Consider the following 21,734-nt stretch of genomic DNA (forward strand, 5'->3'; position numbering starts at 1 on the left):
CCATCTCCCACGGAGCGCTATGTCCACCTCAATCAAGCCCCACTTACGTTCTTCCCTTCTTCTATCAGCAGCTGCGCTCATGGCCATTTCGATGGTGAGTTGTACCGTTCCCACCGGCGAAGGTGGTGACTCCGGGACATCCGAAGATGCCATCACGCTCGGTCTGTTGGCCCCACTCACAGGTGTGGCTGCTGCCGATGGCAAGCTCATGGAACAGGGTGCACGGCTCGCGGTCGACGAAATCAATGCCAAAGGCGGCATCGATGGCAGGAAGGTTGAACTCAAAGCCCTTGACGTACGGGACCAGAAGTCGGACGCGGTCTCGTCTGCTGTGACGCAACTGACCTCAGACCCCGATGTTGCGGCAGTGGTCACCGGCTACGCCAGCACTACCAACTTCGAAATCGATCAGCTCGCAGAAGCTGGAATTCCGTACCTGCTCAGCGGCAACAGCGCCCAAACGCAGGACATTATTGCCAAGAACCCCGAGAAGTACCCAGGTGTTTGGTCCCTTGCCCCTTCATACGAGGGCTACAGCACTGGAATCCCTGAACAACTGGATGCCTGGAACGCCGATGGCACGTTCCCACTGACTAATCGCAGGGTCTACATCATCTCCAGCGACAACGCATATTCCAATGGCATCGCGTCTGGCCTGGACAAGAACTTCAAGGCAAAAGGCTGGGAGGTGACCGGCCCTGACACTGTTCCCTTTGGGGAAGTGGACGACTGGACGACGCAAATTACCAAAATCCGGCAGGTCGATCCGGCTGTGATCATTAACCTCGACTACTTGACTGCAAATGCATCAAAATTCCTCACTCAATTCCGCCAGAATCCCACGCAGTCATTGGTGTTTTCGCAGTATGCCCCGAGCGTCCCGGAGTTCACTGAGCTTGCAGGGAAGAACGCTGATGGCGTGCTTTACAACCTGCCGTTTGCCCCATTGCCGGCATTGCCGGAAACCAGGGACCTTACCCGGAAGCTTACGGGGGCTTACCAGAACGAACCGAGCCTTTATAGCTATGGCCTTTATGAACAGGTCTATCTGTGGGCCGACGCCGTCAAGGAAGTCGGGGATCCTAAAAAACGAGAGGAAGTGGGAGCTGCATTAGGCAAGCTGGACAAACAAACCACCCTCGGGCGTGTCCATTTTGATCCCACAACCCATCTGGCCGTAGCCGGCAAGGACGGTATCCCGATGACGTACTACCAAATCCAAAACGGCAAACGCTTGAACATCGCTCCCGAAGAGTTCGCCGACGGCAAGTTCCAGAGGCCCGAGTGGATGAAATGAGGATCGCCAAGTTACCTGCCCCCAGCACGTCTACAGGGCACCTACTGGAAGTACGCCAGGTCAGTCGGCGCTTCGGGGGATTCGTGGCCGTGGACAACGTCACGCTTAATGTTGACGAGGGGGAGATTCTGGGGATTGCCGGTCCTAATGGCGCCGGAAAAAGTACTCTCTTCAACCTGATCTCCGGGGTGCCGTTCGGCCCGACGGACGGAGAGGTTGTCTTCGACGGCGTACGGATTGACAGGCTTCCCGCGCACCGGATCGCTCGCTCGGGAATGCGTCGAACCTTCCAGTCGGAACAGCTGTTCCCCTCGTTGAGCGTTTCGGACAACATTGCAGTGGCCAACCAGTACCTCGGCGGGCGCCAGCAAAGCAAAGGGGACGTGCAAGCTGCTTTGGAGACCGTCGGAATCACCAGGTACAGGGATGATCGGGCGGCGGACATACCATTGCTCGCAAAAAAGAAGCTGATGATAGCCAGCGCCCTCGTCTCACAGCCGCGGCTCTTGATGCTGGATGAACCAGCTGGAGGCCTCAACGATGAAGATCAGGCTGAACTGATCCTGCTGTTGCGAGAACTTCAGAAGGGCGGCCTGACACTGCTGATCATTGAGCACGTACTCAGTCTTATCCGCGACCTAGCCAAAAGGATGGTCATCATGTCGGCTGGCGAAGTCCTGGTTGAAGGAACCCCCGACGCCGTTCTTTCGGATCCGCGCGTGATGGAGGCATATCTGGGGAAGGCCGCAGCATGAACACCGATCAGCAGAGCGTTAGCCCCCTGCTCCGAGTCAGTGACCTGGAGGCCGGATATGGCCGCCTGCCTGTGGTCCGATCACTTTCCATCGAGGTCCTCCCGGGTGAAGCTCTGGCCCTGTTGGGTCCGAACGGACATGGAAAGACGACCGCCCTGCGCGCCATCTCGGGCCTGGGCAGGATCTCGTCAGGTCAGGTTGTCTTCGATGGCAGCGATATCACCGGGATGCCCGCCTATACGGTAGTCAATCAGGGAATGATGCATGTGCCCCAAGGCAATCAGCTCTTTCCGAGGCTCACCGTCAGGGAGAACCTGGCCTTGGCAGGCGCGATCCCGGCAGCGAGGGGCCAGCGGGAAGAGACTCTGGAAATGGTCCAGGGACTCTTTCCCAAGCTCCAGCAACGCCGAGGCCAACTTGTGGGCACGCTGTCAGGAGGCGAACGCCAAATGGTGGCCATCGGAATGGGCCTTATGGCCAAGCCCAAGCTTCTGGTGCTGGATGAACCAACTCTCGGGCTGGCACCCAAGATCCGGTACGAAATCCTTGACACACTCCACGAAGTCCGCCGACTGGGTCTATCGCTGATAGTCGCCGACGGCGATATTGAGTTCCTCTTCGAACTCACGGACCGTTGGCATCTTGTGGAGCTCGGACGGATCGCCTCCAGCGGAACCACCGACATCAAGCCCAGCCACGAGGAAGTCATGGATATGTACGTCGGTTCCCACCCGTCATCCGCTACCAACAATATTGAAGGAGACAAGCATGTCTGATGCGCTCCTTTCCATCCTGGTCTCAGCCGTCGTACTTGGGTCGCTGTACTCATTGATGGCCAGCGGATTGTCCCTCATCTGGTCCACGCTCGGAGTCTTCAACTACGCTCATGGCGCGCTGCTGCTGCTGGGCGCTTACCTCATCTGGACGTTCTCAGAAAAGGTCGGGCTCCCGGTACTCCTCGCTTTCGCCGCTGCGATTCCCTTGCTGGCCCTACTGGGTATGCTTCTGGACTTAGTCGCCGTCCGACCATTCATCAGCAGGCCAAACGGAACTCTCTTGGTCATGGTTTCGACCCTCGCCATCGCCAACGCAGTCGAAGGCGCGGCACAACTAATCTGGGGACCGCAGAACAAGCAGATAAAGTCCGTGAGCAACTCAACATTTGCTTTGGGCGACGTAAAAATCGCAAGCTCCACCCTCATTGCCCTGGCCCTGGCATTAGTTCTAGTCATAGGACTGATTACGTTGCTGCGCAAGACGAAGTGGGGGATGGCCGTCCGGGCAGTGGAACAAAACCGGGACATGGCAATGCTCGTCGGAATCAGGCCAGCGCGCATATACGCCGGCGTATTTGCGGTGGCGTCAATTCTGGCCTGCGCCGCTGCCTTCGTTTACGGAACGACCACCACCATAACGCCCACCAAGGGCTTTGAACCCCTGCTGACTGCCTTTGTCGTCCTGGTCTTTGGCGGGTCGGCGACTTTGTGGGGAACCTTGGTCGGGGCCTTCACCATAGGCCTGTTGGAGGCGGGCACAACGTACTGGCTCGGTCTGCAATGGAGCCCTGTAGCCGTATTCATCGTCCTGGTCCTCATCATGCTGGTCCGCCCCCAAGGTCTAGTGAAAGGACGTTCGTGATGAACATTCTTGGATCCCTCAAGCGCTTCGCGACGTGGCCGTTGCTCTTGCTTGCCGCCGCCTTGCTGCCGTATGTCGTCATCAGCGGCTCTGCACGCCTGCTGGCCGCGACAGCTCTCATTTACGCCCTGCTCGCGGCCAGCTGGAACCTGACGCTGGGTATCGGCGGTATCTTCAACTTCGCACACGTTGGCTTCTTCGGGGTAGGTGGCTACGCGATGGCCGTTGCCACAGTGACATGGGATATGAATCCATGGCTTGGGCTCATACTGGCAACCGTTGCCGGTGGGCTGGCTGGTGCCCTGGCCTATGTCCCGGTGATACGCATGCGAGGCATTTATATCGCACTGATCACCTTCGTCTTCGTTCAGCTCTGCTACTACCTGGTGTTGGCTATTCCCGGAATCACCGGCGGATCCAGTGGGCTGACAGGCGTACCGGCACTGAGCGTAGGAGATTTTTCCTTCGCAAAGTACTCGGGATTGGGTTACCTATGGTTGCTCGGCGGGGCAGTGGTCCTGCTCCTGGTTCTGCTCCGTACCACCCTTCGCAGCCCGTTCGGCAAGAGCCTCATCGCACTGCGCGACAATGAAAACCTTGCCGTGAGCCGCGGAATGAACCGCATAAGGCAGCATCTCCTTGCCTTCATCCTCAGCGGAGCAGTCGCCGGAGTCACAGGAGCCCTTTATGTTGCGTACTTCCGCGTTGCGGACGTCACACTCTTCAGTTTCGGATTCGTCACCCTTGGCTTGAGCATGATCTTCCTCGGCGGTACCGGCCACATCTGGGGTCCGGTCCTGGGGGCATTGATAGTCACCGTCATCGACCGCCAACTCACTGACCTTGGGCCTGTGCGTGCGATCATCATCGGCGTTGGAACCCTTCTGGTTCTCATTTTCCTTCCACGCGGCATTTCCGGGCTCTTCGAAGACGTATGGACCAGAGCGCGGAGGCTACTTCCGGGAAACCCGAACAAATCCGCCCATAGAGCACTCCAAAAACCCGCAAGCCGGACTATGGAAGTCGAGGAGACCACGCATGTCCATTGATTCCACTGCCCGGGCAGAGCAGAACCAGCGAAAGGCGGTCCTGGACGCTGTGGATCGTCTGGCGCCCAGGATCGTGCAGTCCGTCGCCGACGCAGTCAGGATCCCGAGCATAAACCCCAAGTATCCCGGTCAGGACTACCAGAAGCTTGTGGGCGGTGAGGGTGAGGTGAGCGCGCTCATGAACGATCTTCATCGCGAAGCCGGAGCCTCCACGGAACTCGTCACAGTTGAGAAAGGCCGGGACAATGCTTGCGGGCGGATTGCCGGAACGGGCGGTGGCCGCTCGCTGCTGCTCAACGGGCACGTCGATGTTGTGCCGCCCAACCGGGAAGGTCTTTGGGATCACGCGCCGTTCTCCGGGTTGATTACCGATGACGCGGTTCATGGCAGGGGAGCTACGGATAACAAAGCCGGCACAGTCGCCACGGCATATGCTGCCATCGCATTAGCCACCGCAGGTATCCGGCTCAAAGGAGACCTCGTACTGCAGGCGGTCGTGGGAGAAGAAGTCGGTGACCACCTCTCGGGTACAACGGCAGCCTTACAGGCGGGATATGGGGCCGACGCCGCAATCGTCTGCGAACCGTCGAACTTCTCGGACGCAGCCCCCAATCTGGTTCCCACCACGCCGGGCCTGTTGTGGTTCTCGCTGTCTCTTGTCGGCAAAGCTGCGCACTCAGGACTGCGGGGTCTTACTATTCATCCAACCCTCGAAGGCGACGCTTTGGGCGTCAATACCATCGATAAGTTCTGGATTATTTACCAGGCCCTGCGGCAGTTGGAAGATACTTGGGCGCGGCGCGACAGGCACCCCCTTTTCCAGCCGGGCTACTTCAATCTGTTGCCTGGAGTGATCCGTGGAAACCCGGAGGGCGTCCTGGTACCGTTCTTCCTCGCCGACACGCTCACAGTGGAATACTGCGTCTACCATCATCCTGAGCGAAGCAACGACGAAGTCATCGACGAGATCGAACGAACCGTGCGTCAGGCCTGTGCCAACGATCCGTGGCTGAGCACCCACCGTCCTGAATTCGACTGGAAGCTCCTTTGGCCGCCGTACACCGCGGCGGCCGGCCATGAGCTCATCCCCGCGGTCATGAAGGCCCACAGTGATTCCGTGGGCGGGTTTGACCTGGCCACCCCTCCCAAGCAAGAGGGGTTCCTGGGTGTCTGCGATCTCACATGGATGGATGCCCAAGGTATCGGCGGGCTCGTTTACGGTCCTGGGGTTGGGCGAACCGCGCACGCCGAAAACGAATACGTGCCAATCCACCAGATCATCACCGCAGTAAAGACGTACGCCCTGTCTGCAATGGACTATTGCGGCGTCTCGGCTACTGAATCCAGCATCAATCCACCCACGACCGGCCGGAGGCTCCCGTGAACACCCCCGATATATTCGTTGCAACCTGCGATCTCGCTGGTCAGGTCAAAGGACGAGGCGCACCCGGGGAAGCCTACGGCTCTGTCCTTCGCTCGGGACTGGGCTGGGTGCCGGCCAACCTTGGCATTTCAGCTTTCGGCAGCATCGTGCCTGGCAGCGCCTTCGGTTCAACCGGGGACCTGCGCCTTATGCCGGACGAGGCCACGGAAATCACCGTGGTCGATGGCCCCAATCAGGGCGGACTAAGGATTCTGCTCGCCGACCAAACGCAACCTGACGGAACCGACTGGGACTGCTGTCCCAGGACCTTCCTGCGCCGGGCCATCAACGACTTTCGAGAGCAAACGGGCCTGCGCGTTATCGCCACTTTCGAACACGAGTTCGTTGTGGAGGGCCTGCCTCAATCGGCTCCGTTTTCCTTGCGCAGGCACCTCGACGCCGATCCGTTCGGAATGGACCTCCTGCGTCTCTTGACGGATTGTGGTCTCGCACCGGAGAACTGGTTGCCTGAATACGGGGCGAACCAGTTTGAAATCACGGTGGAACCGAGCGACCCCCTCACCGCAGCAGACAGGGCGGTGCTCTTGCGCGAATTGGTCCGCGATTTGGCAATCCGACGCGGCCTCAGAGCTTCCTTCGCACCGCTTCAGGAACCGAGTGGTACCGGTACCGGCGTCCATGTCCACATTAGTTTGGTCGACGACGGCGGTACTCCAGTTCTGTTCGACGCCACCCGTCCGGCGCGCCTATCCGAAGTCGGATCAAGATTCAGCGCAGGAATCCTGCGTCACGCCGAAGCGCTGACGGCCTGGACAGCGCCAAGCCCGGTTTCCTTCATGCGCCTGGCGCCGGACCGATGGAGTGTAGGGGGAATATTCCTGGCGGAACGAAACAGGGAGGCTCTTCTACGAATCTGCCCGACCAGTTCGGCAGGTGGATCTGCTCCGGACCACCAGTTCAATCTTGAGTACAGGGCAGCGGATGCAACCGCCAACCCGTGGCTCACGCTTGGTGTCCTGCTCCGGGCCGGTCTGGCCGGAATCGTAGGCGGCGACGAGTACCCCGAACCAGACATTTTCCCGGAGACGGCAGACCCGGCTGAATTGAACGACGTACCTCGACTGCCTCGTACACTCCAGGACGCGCTCCTGGCATTGGAAAAGGACCAGACCGTGACGTCGTGGTTCCATCCTGATCTGTTGGCAACCTATTTGGCGGTCAAGCGGCATGAGCTCGCCCACGTGGCCACACTCGACGATGCTGCCCGAGTCAAAGCGGTATCTGATGTCTACTAATTCCGTAGAAGATCTCCTGACCACCATCGAGGAAATCCCCTTGGTGGACCATCATGTCCACGGTGCGTTGAAGGATGACGTTGACCGGTCCTCGCTGGAGGAACTGCTGACGGAGTCGGACAGGCCCATTCCTGAATGGATGACCCAATTCGATTCGCAATTGGGATTCGCGATTCGTCGTTGGTGTGCGCCGTTGTTGGGCCTTCCTGCACATGCGAGTGCCGACGCGTACTTTGAACGGCGTGTGGGGCTCGGGTCGTCGGAAGTAACCTCACGCCTGCTCAAGTCTGCGGGGATAGGTCATTTCCTGGTCGAAACCGGATATCGCGGTGATCAAATCCACGGCCTTTCGGGGATGGAGCGCATCAGCTCAGCCACGGTAGGTGAGGTTGTCAGACTCGAATCAGTAGCGGAGTCTTTGGCGTGGGAAGGCGTATCAGCCGCCGATTTCGCTAACGCCTATACGGCCCGGCTTGCCCTGGCAACCCAGAACGCGGTGGGAGTCAAGAGCATCATCGCCTACCGACATGGGTTCGACTTTGATCCAATCAGGCCCTCCAAAGAAGAAGTGGTGAAGGCGGCTGCTTCCTGGCTCCGTTTGGTAGCAGCCGGCTACTCGCTTCGTGTTTCGGATCCTGTGCTTTTACGATTCTTTCTCTGGTCCGGCGTCGACCGTGGCCTGCCCATTCAAATGCACACTGGGTACGGCGATCCCGACCTGCGTCTGGAGGCCTGCGACCCGTTGCTGCTGGTTCCCTGGTTAAAGCTGATTGAATCGTTGAAGGTGGACGTACTCCTTCTCCACTGCTACCCGTTCCACCGGCATGCAGGCTATCTTGCGCAGGTGTTCCCGCACGTCTACTTCGACGTCGGGCTGGGGACCAACTACACAGGCGTTCAGTCTCTGGAACTGATCAAAGAGTCTTTCGAGTTGGCACCGTTCTCCAAAATCCTGTTTTCAACGGACGCATGGGGGCCTCCGGAACTCCATTACCTCGGCGCGCGACTATGGCGCGAAGGAATGGGCAAGGTCCTGGGGGCTTGGGTTCGTGATGGGGACTGGGCTGAGGAGGATGCCATTCGAGTGGTTCACATGGTCGGAAGGGATAACGCGGTGCGCGTCTATGAGCTGGGGGAGAAGTGAATTCTGAACTGTTTGAAGTGCTCAGGAGCCGCATTGATCAGGAAATTCCACATGCAATAGAACTGCGCCACAAATTGCACAGCATGCCGGATTTATCCGGTTCCGAGGGACCCACCCTTGATCTGGTCTTGAATGCATTGCCTGGCGACCTGCAGACCCAGTTTGTGGCCGGAACCGGGGCAGTATTGCGAATCGGCGGGCCCGGCAAGGCGATCGCTATCCGGGCTGAGCTGGATGCGCTGCCGGCCGTGGAAGATTCCGAAGTCGATTGGGCTTCCCAAAGGGCAGGTGTCATGCACGCCTGTGGGCATGATGTCCATCTGGCTGCCGTCGTTGCCTTGGCCAGGGCTCTCCACTCAACACCCGGTGCAGCTCCCGCGGCATTGGTCTTGCAACCCAGGGAAGAAACGTACCCGTCCGGGGCAAAGGACATCTGCGCAACAGGGATACTGGCGGAGCAAGATGTGCGTGCCACAGTCGCGGCCCATATTCAGCCGCTGCTACCCGGAGGGACGGTAGCGTGCACACCGGGGGCCGTGAATGCCTCATCGGACGAGTTCATCATCAACATCAGTGGAAGGGGCGGCCACGCTGCCTACCCGCACATTGCAGCGGATCCTGTCCTGGCGCTATCCCACGTAGTGGTCTCTTTGCAAAACATCGTGAGCCGGAACGTGGATCCCATGGACTCGGTCGTGCTCACCATTGCGACCCTTCAAGCTGGTACCGCGGCCAATGTCATACCGGGGACCGCCGCCGCCCGGGGAACTGTCCGCACCATGGCCACCCCAGTGAGGGAGGAAGTGCTGCGTCGTCTTGCCGAGACAGTGCACCTGGTTGCTGCTGCGCACGGCTGCAGCGGCGAAGTCAGCGTCACCGAAGGCGAACCCGTCCTGGAAAATGATGTGCACATCGTCAAGGCGACTGCCCCTCTACTGCTGGCTCTGGGCTTGGAAGTGGACAGCAATCTCAGGTCGGCAGGCTCCGACGATTTTTCGTATTTTTCGGAAAGGATGCCTTCATTGATGATGTTCGTGGGTACCAGCGGAACCGGGGAACGGCTGCACTCAAGCACTTTCGTGCCCGATGACTCTCATGTCCATGATGTAGCGCATGCACTGCTGGCTGGATACGTTGGCGCCGCCAGGACGTTACTGCCCGCCCACGAGCTGCCCCTGGTCGCTGCTCCAACAAGCTGACGGCAGGCTACTGCTCAAGCCGTTCTGGGTTTCCTGATTGAATGGGGATAAAAGCGGAGGAGTTCATACCAACTTCCAGCTTTGCCGTCTGTGCAAGAAAGGAACGCCATGACGCAGTCCGGACAGTTTGAACAGTCTGAGAACCAATCTGCCCGGTTGACCCTGGCGGACCGAATCCGTCAAATTCAGGGTTCGCTTTCTCCGGCAGAGCACAAGCTGTCCCGTGTGTTCCTCGCCAACTACCCGACTGCAGGGCTCGAGTCCACAATTGAATTTGCCAAGAAAGGAAATGTCAGTGCCCCCACCGTGCTCAGGTTCGTCAGCAGATTGGGCTTCAACAAGTACCGGGACTTCCAGGATGCCCTACGCGAAGAAGTGCAGGCGCGGCGGGCATCGCCGCTGACCCTCCAAGGCAAAATACGAGTTGATTCAGCCGCTCCAGAATTGGCTCAGTCAGTGGCAGAGACGGCGGTCCAGGGCATCGAGAGCACGGTCGCCTCGCTTCCGGAGCACGAGTTCGACCGTGCCGTTGCGCTTCTATGCAATACGTCACTGGACATTACTTCGGTCGGTGGCAGGTTCTCTCACCTGCTGGCCACCTACTTGGACTTGCACCTTCGCCTGATGCGACCCAACACCGTGGTGCACGCCCAGCATCCTAACAATGACTCCACATTCATAGCTGACCTCAGCAAACGCGATGTCTGCGTCTTCTTCGATTTTCGCCGCTACCAAAAAGACACCGTTGACCTGGCAAAGGCAGCCCGTGAGAAGGGGGCAAAGATTGTCCTCATCACGGACCCGTGGCTCTCTCCGGTTTCCTTTGTCGCGGACGTCGTTCTGCCGGCGCGGGTGGAGGCGGCCGGTTCCTTCGACAGCATCGTGCCGGCAACGGTGTTGGTGGAAGCCCTCATCGCAGCGGTCCACGTCAAGCTTGGGCATGCGGCCGATCACCGTATGCGCATTTTGGAAGCCAGCCATGGCGCAGTGCTGGCCGACTAAGCTTCATACACAAGATAGAGAGTTGGGGCTGTGACTATCGGGTTCCTTACCCCTTGGAGTTCTCAATTCTCCGGCTTGGACAATTCCAGAACTCAGGTCCAGAATTCGTCCGCCTTGGCGGTGTCCTCGAAGAACTCCCGGCCCTCGACAACCTTTCCGTCGCGGAGCACGAACACGATGGCCGACGCCACGTCCAAAGTCTTTCCGTTGTTTTCCGCGTGGCTTTGCTGGATCCCCACGGTGTGGTTTTCCCCGCCTACGATGTCCTGGACATTCGCCTGGAACGACCCCTGGGAGCGTGAGCCCAGCTCACCAAAGTAGGCCAGGATGGCTTCGCGTCCTTCTTTCTTGCCTGACAGCACGCCGCTTCCTGCCGCGTGCCAGACTGCGTCCTCCGCGAATAGTTCGCCAAGGGTCGCCAAATCCCCAGTGTTGAAGGCCTCGTACCCGCGCCGAACGAGTTCAGCGTTTTCTGCAGCTCCCATATCGAACACCCCGTCATCCTTGTCGGTATTTTTACAACGGCCTAAGCCTGTTGACCCAACCAGTATCCGCTTCGGTATCCGGACGCTCAATAGCCGGCGCTCGGTGAGGTCAAGTCATAGGAGCTTCCCGGCGCCGCCAACTTTGACTGGTCGTTTGGGTGCGCATCTTTAAACAGGCAGTTACTCTTAGCTCTACAAGACTCTGGGGGAGCAAGAGATGAAACCAATCACCGTCGACGGCGGCAAGGGCACAGTGGAACTCGACGCCCAAGGAATTCTCTACCTTGTGTGGCAACCGGGGACTGTTCTGGAGGCCGATGACGTACATGCAGCGATGGCAAAGGTCAATGAGGTTGCCGGCGGTGCCGAGTACCCGTTGCTGATCGACATAGCCAACACTCAAGCGGTGACCCTTCAGGCGAAGTCTGTTTTCAGCGTCAAGTGCGCCGCTTCACGAATTGCCCTGCTTGGCTCAAGCCCACTCAATCGGGTCATTGCCAACTTCGCCATGGCACGGCGGAAACTCCCGTGTCCCACTCGGTATTTCACCTCCCGCGATGAGGCGATGTCCTGGCTGCTCCAGGCACCCGTTTCCTGACACCACTGTGCCCATATCCAACGAAATCGGACAAGACTGACCGTCTACGTCCATTCAGAAGCAGCATTTGCGACGAATTGCACGCCTTTGTCCGTTCGTTCCGGTGCGCATATTCAAGCAGGCAGCTAGTCTTAGCTCCACAAGACTCTGGGGGAGTAAATGAAGCCAACAACTGTTGACGGCGGCAAGGGCACAGTTGAACTCGATGCCGAAGAAGTTCTCCAGCTGGTGTGGCATCCGGCGACTGTTCTGGAGGCTGCTGACGTACATGCGGCGATGGCAAAGGTCAATGAACTTGCCGCCGGTGCCGAGTACCCGATGTTGATCGACATAGCGAACACTCAGGCGGTGACCCGTCAGGCCAGGACTGTTTTCAGCGTCAAGTGCGCCGCTTCACGGATTGCCCTGCTTGGCTCAAGTCCGGTCACTCGTGTCATTGCCAACTTTGCTATGGCTCGGCGGACACTCCCTTGTCCTACTCGGTATTTCACCTCCCGCGATGAGGCCATGTCCTGGCTACTCCAGACGACCGTTCCGTAACGCTGGCCACGGCCTCTTCAGGGCCGGGGGCCGCGAGATCGACCATCCCACATATCAGGAGGGCTACGGATTCCGTGGTCCCAGGAGTTCGAAACAGCACTAAATCGCGGTGTGTCAGCTCTGGATCTTCAGCGCCGCGAGAACGAAGCTAACGAGTGGAACAGTTTTGAAACGCGAATTCGGATTGAGTCGCTTCTGTTCTGTAGAAAGTTCTGGCATGAATATTGGTAGAGCCTTAGCCGCCCAGAATGGAGCGCGTTTCGCATCCCAATCCTTGGTCTCCACCAGGCGCTGCTAATGACCAAAGGAATCATACTTATCGTGTTCGTGATTTTTGGGTACGGACTCGGTTGGTCCGGACGATTCCGAATGACCCTCAAGAGTGGTTCCCGGACAGAATGGACTTACCAAACAATCCACCTCGTCGGGATCGGGCTCCTTGCCCTGATCATGATCGTCTTGCCACCTCTGACTGCTTTCCAGGGTCTGCCAGGAATTGCTTTTACCTCAGCCGTCGTCCTGCTCGCCTCGCTTGCTCTTTTCCCCTTGAAGGTCCAGAGACTCCCATTGGCCCTCAGTCCGGCTACTGGAGCAAGGGCGAAACCGCCTGAGGAGTAGCATCGAGATAGATGGCCCCATTCCTTGGCTTGGTTTGTGGGTTTCTGTCTGGCCGCTTGGTATTTGCGCACGATCTATGCCCGCTTTGGGTAGCGATCTCCCAGCAGCATGTGCGACCCGAAGGCGGTCAGCCTTCCGCGTTTTAGGCGCGCTGGTCGAAACAACGGATTCACAAACACATGGGCTTTCGCTGGTGTTGCGTTCATCTCTAGTGGAAGCTTGGTAATTGCTCCTACGGGCCTTTATTGGCCGACTCTTGGGCATGCTTTCCAGTGGACGGTGTCCCGATGATCGGTATGGGCGCCGTGTCGAAGAATCGGTATTCCGTATCCGGAATGCGGATGGTGCCGGCGGCCTCCGCTTTGTCCCGGAGGAAATCGTGATCATCACGGGAAAGTACAACCTGCCCGTGCACGTCGTACTCTACGTCTTTGTATCCTTCGTTGCTGACCCTTCTTGATAGAGCTTCGGGCAGAACAAGGCACGCTGGATTCTCCAAGAGCCATGTCCGTGTTTCCGAGTCGAGCCGATTCCATTCGTGTTTAATGCTCATGCCTGGACGTCCCCTTCTGCCGGGCTTTGCTGGATGGTATTGAATTCCACTCAGATTACGCCTGCCATTTAGCGGACGATAGAGTTGTGCGCCACCGCTTCAGGTCTCAGGCCCAAGCCTCACGCCGGGCCTGCCCTTGGCGAGGCGGCCTCGCGGGGCAGCAATGAACGCCAGCACGCCCACCAGCGCACCCGCCAGGGACACGGTGGTGGAGATCGCGAAGGCATCAGCTGAGAACTGTTGAAGGCCAAACGAGAAGGGCAACCAAATGACAACCCACTGGAACACGTCAACAATGCCGCCCCAGCGCCTTCCGCGGCTTAATCCGACAAGGGCCACGACGGAGAGTCCTGCTATTCCAAGGCCGCCAGCCACGCCGATGAAGAACCCGCGTGTTACGTCGTTGTCAGGCTCGACAGGGTATGTTGCGATCACCTCCCGGGACCACACGTACATCCAGATGGCCAGACCAAGCCCGCCAATGATCATGAGAGAAGTAACGACCCTGGCTATATAGAGGATCGCAACCGCAACCGACGTCGACCGTGCCTCGCCCCGCTGCCCATCGGCCTGGCCGCGCTTCCTTTCCCCCATCGGACCAGCCTGCGCGCAATTGATGACGTTGTCACGTCCAGTCAGCGGACTGGGGGCATCTCAACCATCCGACCGCTTCCAAAGAATGCGACACGCAGGTTTCCGGCTTGCAGCAAAGGCCGGTCCAGACCAGTGCCTGACGATAGGGTGAGTCGGCCCGGCTGGAATGTTATGAACATGAACGTTTGAGCTGCCTAAGTGAGCGGCACTAAAAACACGGGAGTTTGCAATGGGAACTTGGTCGACCGGCAGTTTCGGAAATGACGAGGCCCTCGATTGGTTTGGGGATCTGCGGGAAGCCCCTGAAGCAATGCCCTTCATTGAACAGACTGTGAACAACGGTTCGACCGAGAGCATCATTGCCGCCGGCGCGGTTTTGGCCGTGCTGAGCGGACACCTGCATACAGACGTTCACCCGGATGTTATCGAATGGTGTGCTGGCGGACCGGCCCCGTCATCCGCTTTGAAACTGGCGGCAGCGGATGCGATCCAGGCCGTCATCGATGACCCGGAAGTTGACGGTCACGATACATGGGCGGAGCTCGGCGAAGATGACGATGACTACGTTGGATGGATCGCAAACTTAGAGAGCATTTCAGGCTCTGTTGCGCGAATCAGACTGATTCTGCCCCTTTGCCCGCGAGCTCCAGCTCCATGCCGATCCCGGACTGTCGGCCAGTGGCCTCATAGTCAGCGAGGTCTGGCCGTCAGGGTGTGAATGCCTTCGGCTTTGCAGGAGAACAGCTCAAGCCTCATTTTCATCTCATCCCGCGACGTGATCCCTCATGGGGACCGTCAGTACTATTTTTCCCCACGATGCTGTGAGGATCTGCTCGTTTCGCTCAGCAGCCTCCATCCACGGTACGAGCTCTGGACCGCAGCCATCCCTGCAGGAGCTCCGGGGCCTTTCTCTCAAACAGTTTCGCTTTTTGCGACATGAACTTTCCCGATCACGCACTCCTTTGACTGGAGACCGACCTTGCCGGACGCAATCGGTCAGTCTCCGCAACATATGTTTGGCCGTCGGCTGTGGGGTCTGTCGGTCACTGTTCATTGGAGAGAATCCCTTGAAGTATCTGCTTGGGAAAATTACTGCCTTCGTTACCGTTTTAATGGTCGTTTTTGGCGCACTTTTATTGGGGGTGCTCCACCTGGCTGCACCAGCACACGCCTACGAAGTGGCAACCAACCAGGCAAACATCACCGGTGGGGCGGCTATTTTGACGATGCCTGGATCTAATCTGACCACCACCTATGATCAATCCGGACTGACTGACCTCGTGGGCGCATCTTCGATGAATAGCCGGGGTTACGTTGGCTCCGATTTCACGCCAAGCCTTGCAACCACCGCTCCTGCGGTCGAGTTCTCATCGAACCTGATCAACAACTGCCCAGCGGTAGGCACCTGTACAGGCTTGGGGACCGTCACGATCGCTTTCAGTCAGCCGGTGCGGAATCCCGTGCTCAACATCGCTGGCCTCGGCGGATACGTCTTGAATGACATCGGCAATAACGGGACCGTCGACAAGCAGTCCCAGCAGCATGCTGTGCTGAATCTCGCAACCGCGGGGTTGACGATGACCAAGCTCTCCGGTGGAAATCTTTCCGTCTCTGGGAACTCGATCACCACCACCAACGACAACGCCGGAACGGCGTGTAATACGAGTGTGCAGACCGGCACGCCGGACCCCGTCGACGCCCAGGCGACCGCTGGCTGCGGTTCGGCCCGCATCAACGGAACCGTCACCACTCTGAGCTTCAACATCAGTGCTGTTTTTGTCCAAACCATTGCTGCCTTGCCGGCCTACACAATCAATGACAGTACGGACCCATTGCACAACAGAGACAACTTCGTCATGGCGGTGACGGTGCCCCAGGATTTCGGTGACGCCCCGCCCAGTTATGACCAGGGCAGTGCCGCCCGGGCTGTTCTGTCGGATGTGACGCTTGGGCCGAATGTCACTGAGGACAACGCGACTGTGGTCAACGGCACCGCCTCGCCGAACGCGGGTACGACGGCGGCCCAGGACCTGATGGACGACGGCGTGACGCTCGCACCGATGACGCAGGGCGCCACGAGCTACTCCACAACCGTGGCGATCAGTGCAGCCAGCAAGCCCGGCAGGACCTGTGGGTGGATTGATTTTAACAAGAACGGGAAATTCGACAACCCTGCCGAGCAGGCCTGCGCCTCCTTCCAGCCCGGAGCCACGACCGCGACACTGACCTGGGCGTCGATCGCTCCCGTGACTGCCGGGACGACGTATGCGCGGTTCCGGATCGGTTACACGGCCAGCCAGATCGAGTCTCCGATCGGTGGATCCGATTCCGGGGAAGTGGAAGATTACATCTTCACGATCGCTGCCGCTGCTCCGGCGATCACGTTGGTGAAGACGGTGAACAAGACCACGCTGGTGGCCGGTGAAACGGCCACGTACACGTTCGTGGCGAAAAACACGGGCAACGTGACGCTGACCTCGGTGGTCATCGCCGAGACGCAGTTCTCCGGAACCGGCACGATGTCGGCCCTGTCCTACACCTGGCCTGGCCTTCCCGGGATTCTTTTGCCGGGGCAGTCCGTGACCGCGACCGCGACATATGTGGTCACGGCGCCGGATGTCACCACGGGGTTGCTGACCAACACGGCGAAGGTCACCGGGAACCCGCCCCTGGGCTTGCCCGTCACGGCAACGGACGACGCGCAGGTCACCGCACCGCCGGCGTGGAAGATCAAAAAGACCGCCACGGTCAACGGAGGAGTTCCCGCGAACGGGTCTGTCACCCCGGGGCAGACCATCGTGTACACGGTCACGGCCACCAGTATCAGCGGCACCATCACCGGCGTTGTCCTGAAGGACAACCTGGGGGAGGTCCTGGATGACGCGACGTTCGTTCCCGGGTCAGCGTCCCTGGTGATCGGCACGGGAACACCCGTGGCGGTAGCCAATCCCGTACCGCCATCCACCCTGCTGAGCACTGCACCGTTCACGTTGCCGGCCGGGCAGACGGCGACCTTGAAGTACAGCGTCGTGGTCAAGGCCGGGGCGTGGAATAAGGAGCTTGTCAACATGGTGACGGGCACGGCGACCACCACGCCACCGCAGACGTGCGCACCAGGCTCCAGCGGGCCGGGCCCTGACTGCACCACCACGCACCGCACCCCGGGCAAGGTGTTGATCGAGAAGATCGGCGAGTCCTCCGGCGGCACCTGGGTGCCGATGGCCGGCTCCACCTGGGCCGTGCACGTCGATAACAACGGCGCCCCCGGCGCTGTGCTGGGAAGCCCGGCCGTGACTGCCGTGGCCGGGCAAACCGGCCGGTTCCAGCTCGAAGGAATCCAGCCCGGCACGTACTGGCTTGCAGAAACCAAGGCCCCGGCCGGGTTCAGCTTGCTCGCCGAACCGGTGAAATTCACCATCGCCACCACCGGTGCCGTGACCCTGGGCCAGGGTTCCCAGGGACAAGGCGCCGGTAGTGGGGTCGTGACCAGCACCGACGCGGACGGTGACGGGATCTTCCTGCTCACGGTCCGGGACGTGCCGGCACTGAAGTTGCCCGAGTCCGGCGGCATCGGCTGGTGGCCCTTCACCACCACCGGATCAGCCCTCCTGATCGGCGCCCTCGCACTGACCCTGGCCGCCAACCGCCGCCGACAGCACGAGTCCATCTAGAGTTCCGCGGTCAGAGCAATCCTGCGTGGCCGCGCACCAAATGTTCATTTCCGAGCATCAGCACCACCACTAGAAATCATCACGATGAAAGAGGAAAACACAGTGAGTAATCACCACACCGGGCGGCTTTGGAAGACCGCCGCCGCTACGATCGCCGGGGCGGTGTTGGCGATGTCCTTCTCCGTGGCCCCGGCCTCGGCTGCGCCCCTGGTTGACTGGAACAAGACCGGGTCCATCACGGTCCACAAGTTCGAACGCCCCGCCACCCCGACGGGCCTGCCGAACAACGGCACGTCCGTGGACACCACCGGCCTGACACCGTTGGCCGGTATCGAGTTCACGATCCAGCAGGTCAACACCATCGACCTGTCCACCAACGCCGGCTGGGACGCCGCCCACAACCTCTCGGGCGTGTTCGCCCCGGCCAACCCCGCGGGCTCGATCACTGGCGCCGGGTACACCCTGGGCGCTGCCCAGGCGAAAACCACCGACGCTGCCGGGACCGCCGGTTTCACCGCACTGCCGGTGGGCCTGTACCTGGTGACGGAAACGAACTACCCCGCCGGTGTGACGCCGTCGGCACCGTTCCTGGTGTCCGTGCCGTTGACGGACCCGGATAACAAGGACAACTGGATCTACGACGTCCACGTCTACCCGAAGAACTCCGTTGCCGGGGCCGAGAAGACCGTCACGGACGCCCCTGACGTCAAGCTCGGGGACCAGATCGACTTCACCATCACCGGTGACATCCCGAACGAAGCCGTCATCGATGGCTACAAAATCGTGGACGTCCTGGACCCGAAACTGACCTACGTCGGCGCGTCCGCGACCCTCGTTGACGGCACGCCCATCACGGCAAGCACGGACTACACCGTGAGCTTCGACGCCGCGACCAACACCGTCTCAGTTGTTTTCACTACCGCCGGCCGTGCGAAACTGGCTGCACATACCGACACCCGTGTGCAGGTCATGGTGAACACCAAGGTCAACACCATCGGCGAAATCGAAAACGAAGCCGTCGTCTACCCGAACGCTGCCAGCTTCACCACCACCCCGGGCCAGCCCGGCGGCCCGATCGTCACGCCCCCGGTCGTGACCAAGTGGGGCGAAATGACGCTGCAGAAGGTCAACGAGAACGGTGCAGCCCTTGCCGGTGCCGCGTTCTCCGTCTACACCAATGAAGCCGACGCGAAGGCCGGCACGAACCCGGTGGACCTCAACGGCCAGACGGTCTTCACCGTCGCCGCTGACGGCACCCTGACGATCTCGGGCCTGCGGTACTCGGACTGGGCCAACGGCGCAGCCGTGGCACCCGGAACCCCGGACTACCGCACGTACTACCTGGTGGAGACCACCGCCCCGGCAGGCTATGAACTGCTCGCCGAGCCGGTCTCCTTCCTGATCAACGCCGCCACCACCACGGTCGGCATCGACCTTGAAGTGAAGAACATCCCCTCCAACAGCGGCTTCCAGCTGCCGCTGACCGGTGGCGTCGGAACCGGCATCCTCTACGCAGCCGGTGCCCTCCTCGTCGTCGGCGCAGCCCTGATGTTCGTCCGCAACCGCCGCACCAGCAACAACTAACACCAACACACCAGCAACAGCACCACCGCTGGTAAGCAACACTGCGGGGGCCGCTACCCGCGGCCCCCGCAGTGACCCAAGTGGGGAAGAACGCCAACCACGCGCTCTTCCCCACTTGCATTCCCCACCGGAAGCGCCGAGTCTCAAGCCGGTGATGACCAATTGCATCGCCGTGAGCGCAAGGTTTCTACGGAAATGGAATCCGGCGAACCACACGTCGATGAAGACGGCTCCTGTACGTTCACGAATGATTCCCCATTCATCTATTAGTCACGGCTCGTGAATAGTGGACATGGCCGAGGAAATTGCATGAGAATTGAACCCAACGCTTGATACGGCCGAAAGGTTGTCGCTAGGTCCATCGCGCGAACAGCTCTTATCGGAATACGTTCATATGGAAATGAATCTGCTTGGATTCTTACCAGCTGAGGAACGCCGTCCTTGGTACGATGGCGGCAGAGCTTTACGGATGATTGCCGCCGCATAGCCTAAGAAGTGGCACATGACTCAACTAGTAGAGACGGTCACTAAAAGGGGGAAGCCAAATGAGCACGTCGCCTGTTGTACGTCATTCGTTGTCCACACAAACCCGATGGGTCGCTTTCGCACTTGCCCTGATGGAAGTTTTTGTTGTCATTGTCGTGGGTGCTTTTTCATCGCCCGGCGGACTTCAGCTGATTTCCGCTCTGGCCTTCATCCCTGTGGCTATTTTGCTTGGACTGGTCGTGCAAGGACACTTCCCTTCGTCAAAGCGGCTGTTGGCCTACAGCCTGACTCCGATCGCTGGTGCGTTGGTCGTGGTGACCGTTCTTTTGGGTACGGTCCTTTTTGCCGGAGCTATGGCTTGGTGGATAGCAGGCGCAGTTCTGTGTGCGCTTCCGTTTCTTGCCTTCTTCCGGTTCGTCGCCGTCGAGGGGGAGTAAGTACCTTTTTCCGGGTGTGTGCGTTCAGCACTGAGTACAAGCCTGATTCAGGCACCTACAGGGGCCTATCGCGAAGTTCATAATTGCGCGCCCGCTGATCGATCCATCGTTTGGACTGATGAGACTCAGTCCGGACGGTTTTTTCCGTCTCAGGACACGGCTGGAGCATTCCGCGTCACAAAAATGCCCGCCAGTGCACAGCATCAACATGAGTGGATCAACAGAAGCTGAAGACTCCAAGGCACTCCTGAAGGACTTGGCCACAACGTCGCCCATCCTCGCGGCAAAGCTCGCCCGCCTGCCGCTTGAACAAGCGGCCATGATTTTTGGTGAATGGTCCACCGAAGGCGGTATATGCACAGGCACGTCTGGCGGCTGAGGGGAATTCTGTCGGTGCTCTGTGTCAGAGTCTTTATATGACTGCTCCACTTCTTGCCCACGCTACCGACTACGGACGTATGTACGCCCGCTCCACAACAGAGCAATTCTCTGTGCCCTCCATCACCACGGTGATAGGGCAGCAGGCGCACTCCCTGGACGGTTGGTTCAGTTATATGGGAGCAAGCAGCTTGGCCGCAGATCCCGAACTTCCCGCCGTGCTTGGCAGCCCGGCAAGGATCCGGCAGGCGGTCAATAAGGCCTCCAAAGCTGCTGAGGCCTACAGGGACCAAGCTGCGGCAAGGGGCGATCGCGTCCACAACTACTGTGAGCAGGTAGCCCTTCGCGCCCTGGGTCGTCCGCATCGGATGCAGGAATGCCGCGATGAGCTTGCCTCCCACGGTGAACAGGCCTTTGCGGCGCGCTTCGACGAATGGTGGGAACTGTACAAAGTGGAGCCGCTTGCTCCGGAAATCACTGTCTGGAACAAGACCGTTGGCTATGCCGGCACCCTGGACCTCGTTGCGCGGATTAACGGGCGCATCTGCCTGATCGATTACAAGACCAAGGGCACTACACGCGATGGCACTGTTAAGGCCCTCGACGACAAAGTCGTGATGCAACTTGTGGCGGGGATGAAAGCGGAAGAGAGCCTCGTGGACCCGGTAGCGGGGGAGTGGGAGGCATGGAAGTTTGGCGAGAACCCTATGTTGTTGGCGGTCGCCATCGGAGAAACCGAAGTGAGGCCCCAGCGAGCCAACCCGGATGTCCTGAAGCACCATTGGTGGAAGTTCTGCGCCCTGAGGCGCGTCTGGGAGATGTCAGCTGATGTTACTGCGGCCGGTCAGGCGCTCATGCCCGTCCCGCCGCCGTCGTTCGTGTCACCGTCGTTGGAGTCCGCGTCGCTGGTGCCTGCTGGCGCAGCGACTGCCACTGCTGGCGCTGGAGACAACGGCAGTAGCCTGCACTCAACTAAACTGGCCTAGGCTCCGCAACAGCCGGACCAGAGTGTGACGATCGTGAGGAC

At 59.6% G+C, this 21,734-nt stretch carries 21 protein-coding genes; 18 read left to right on the forward strand and 3 right to left on the reverse strand.

Annotation, left to right across the window (positions count from 1 at the left end):
* The first annotated feature begins 19 nt into the window (after positions 1-19).
* The 10 genes from VUN82_09450 to VUN82_09495 all read left to right on the forward strand — a co-directional run bounded on the left by VUN82_09450 (position 20) and on the right by VUN82_09495 (position 10,763).
* Complete coding sequence (locus VUN82_09450; GenBank protein XAS74031.1) at positions 20-1,297, forward strand: ABC transporter substrate-binding protein; 1,278 nt, start codon at positions 20-22, stop codon at positions 1,295-1,297.
* Positions 1,294-2,052, forward strand: coding sequence for an ABC transporter ATP-binding protein (locus VUN82_09455; GenBank protein ID XAS74032.1), 759 nt, complete (start codon positions 1,294-1,296; stop codon positions 2,050-2,052). The genes VUN82_09450 and VUN82_09455 overlap by 4 nt, the downstream gene beginning before the upstream one ends.
* Positions 2,049-2,828: an ABC transporter ATP-binding protein gene (locus VUN82_09460; protein XAS74033.1), complete on the forward strand. Its 780-nt coding sequence runs from the start codon at positions 2,049-2,051 to the stop codon at positions 2,826-2,828. The genes VUN82_09455 and VUN82_09460 overlap by 4 nt, the downstream gene beginning before the upstream one ends.
* Positions 2,821-3,690, forward strand: a complete 870-nt coding sequence (locus VUN82_09465; protein XAS74034.1) for a branched-chain amino acid ABC transporter permease — start codon at positions 2,821-2,823, stop codon at positions 3,688-3,690. Before VUN82_09460 ends, VUN82_09465 begins: the two co-directional genes overlap by 8 nt.
* A complete protein-coding gene (locus VUN82_09470; protein ID XAS74035.1) occupies positions 3,690-4,739 on the forward strand; it encodes a branched-chain amino acid ABC transporter permease in 1,050 nt (349 codons plus the stop codon). Before VUN82_09465 ends, VUN82_09470 begins: the two co-directional genes overlap by 1 nt.
* Positions 4,729-6,123, forward strand: coding sequence for an ArgE/DapE family deacylase (locus VUN82_09475; protein ID XAS74036.1), 1,395 nt, complete (start codon positions 4,729-4,731; stop codon positions 6,121-6,123). The genes VUN82_09470 and VUN82_09475 overlap by 11 nt, the downstream gene beginning before the upstream one ends.
* The gene (locus VUN82_09480) at positions 6,120-7,418 is read left to right on the forward strand and encodes a glutamine synthetase family protein (protein XAS74037.1); all 1,299 of its coding nucleotides are present in this window, start codon (positions 6,120-6,122) and stop codon (positions 7,416-7,418) included. The genes VUN82_09475 and VUN82_09480 overlap by 4 nt, the downstream gene beginning before the upstream one ends.
* Positions 7,408-8,562: an amidohydrolase family protein gene (locus VUN82_09485; GenBank protein XAS74038.1), complete on the forward strand. Its 1,155-nt coding sequence runs from the start codon at positions 7,408-7,410 to the stop codon at positions 8,560-8,562. The genes VUN82_09480 and VUN82_09485 overlap by 11 nt, the downstream gene beginning before the upstream one ends.
* 17 nt (positions 8,563-8,579) lie before the next feature.
* A complete protein-coding gene (locus tag VUN82_09490) occupies positions 8,580-9,761 on the forward strand; it encodes an amidohydrolase (protein XAS74656.1) in 1,182 nt (393 codons plus the stop codon).
* 108 nt (positions 9,762-9,869) lie between these two features.
* Positions 9,870-10,763 carry a MurR/RpiR family transcriptional regulator gene (locus VUN82_09495; protein ID XAS74039.1) on the forward strand — a complete coding sequence of 298 codons (894 nt, stop codon included), beginning with the start codon at positions 9,870-9,872 and terminating at the stop codon, positions 10,761-10,763.
* A gap of 92 nt (positions 10,764-10,855) precedes the next feature.
* Here the strand turns inward: VUN82_09495 and VUN82_09500 are convergent, their stop codons facing one another.
* Entirely contained in the window at positions 10,856-11,248 is a 393-nt protein-coding gene (locus VUN82_09500; protein XAS74657.1) for a nuclear transport factor 2 family protein, read from the reverse strand.
* Between the two features lie 217 nt (positions 11,249-11,465).
* On the opposite strand from VUN82_09500, the gene VUN82_09505 reads away from it, so the two are divergent.
* The 3 genes from VUN82_09505 to VUN82_09515 all read left to right on the forward strand — a co-directional run bounded on the left by VUN82_09505 (position 11,466) and on the right by VUN82_09515 (position 13,004).
* Entirely contained in the window at positions 11,466-11,846 is a 381-nt protein-coding gene (locus tag VUN82_09505; protein ID XAS74040.1) for an STAS/SEC14 domain-containing protein, read from the forward strand.
* Positions 11,847-12,005: 159 nt separating this feature from the next.
* Positions 12,006-12,386 (forward strand): STAS/SEC14 domain-containing protein, encoded by a 381-nt coding sequence (locus VUN82_09510; protein ID XAS74041.1) that lies wholly within the window; start codon positions 12,006-12,008, stop codon positions 12,384-12,386.
* A 297-nt stretch (positions 12,387-12,683) separates the two neighbouring features.
* Positions 12,684-13,004: a hypothetical protein gene (locus VUN82_09515; GenBank protein XAS74042.1), complete on the forward strand. Its 321-nt coding sequence runs from the start codon at positions 12,684-12,686 to the stop codon at positions 13,002-13,004.
* Between the two features lie 232 nt (positions 13,005-13,236).
* Here the strand turns inward: VUN82_09515 and VUN82_09520 are convergent, their stop codons facing one another.
* The gene (locus tag VUN82_09520; protein ID XAS74043.1) at positions 13,237-13,557 is read right to left on the reverse strand and encodes a hypothetical protein; all 321 of its coding nucleotides are present in this window, start codon (positions 13,555-13,557) and stop codon (positions 13,237-13,239) included.
* A gap of 99 nt (positions 13,558-13,656) precedes the next feature.
* Positions 13,657-14,151 carry a hypothetical protein gene (locus VUN82_09525; GenBank protein XAS74044.1) on the reverse strand — a complete coding sequence of 165 codons (495 nt, stop codon included), beginning with the start codon at positions 14,149-14,151 and terminating at the stop codon, positions 13,657-13,659.
* Between the two features lie 1,067 nt (positions 14,152-15,218).
* Between VUN82_09525 and VUN82_09530 the strand changes: the two genes are divergently transcribed.
* From VUN82_09530 to VUN82_09550, 5 genes are all read left to right on the forward strand, one after another.
* Positions 15,219-17,822 carry a GEVED domain-containing protein gene (locus VUN82_09530; GenBank protein ID XAS74045.1) on the forward strand — a complete coding sequence of 868 codons (2,604 nt, stop codon included), beginning with the start codon at positions 15,219-15,221 and terminating at the stop codon, positions 17,820-17,822.
* 102 nt (positions 17,823-17,924) lie between these two features.
* Positions 17,925-19,406 carry a SpaH/EbpB family LPXTG-anchored major pilin gene (locus VUN82_09535; GenBank protein ID XAS74046.1) on the forward strand — a complete coding sequence of 494 codons (1,482 nt, stop codon included), beginning with the start codon at positions 17,925-17,927 and terminating at the stop codon, positions 19,404-19,406.
* Between the two features lie 545 nt (positions 19,407-19,951).
* A complete protein-coding gene (locus VUN82_09540; protein ID XAS74047.1) occupies positions 19,952-20,329 on the forward strand; it encodes a hypothetical protein in 378 nt (125 codons plus the stop codon).
* A 208-nt stretch (positions 20,330-20,537) separates the two neighbouring features.
* Positions 20,538-20,708 (forward strand): hypothetical protein, encoded by a 171-nt coding sequence (locus tag VUN82_09545; protein XAS74048.1) that lies wholly within the window; start codon positions 20,538-20,540, stop codon positions 20,706-20,708.
* A gap of 37 nt (positions 20,709-20,745) precedes the next feature.
* Positions 20,746-21,693: a cytochrome gene (locus VUN82_09550; GenBank protein ID XAS74049.1), complete on the forward strand. Its 948-nt coding sequence runs from the start codon at positions 20,746-20,748 to the stop codon at positions 21,691-21,693.
* Positions 21,694-21,734 lie beyond the last annotated feature (41 nt).

The organism is Micrococcaceae bacterium Sec5.1, from assembly GCA_039636795.1.
Lineage (GTDB): Bacteria > Actinomycetota > Actinomycetes > Actinomycetales > Micrococcaceae > Arthrobacter.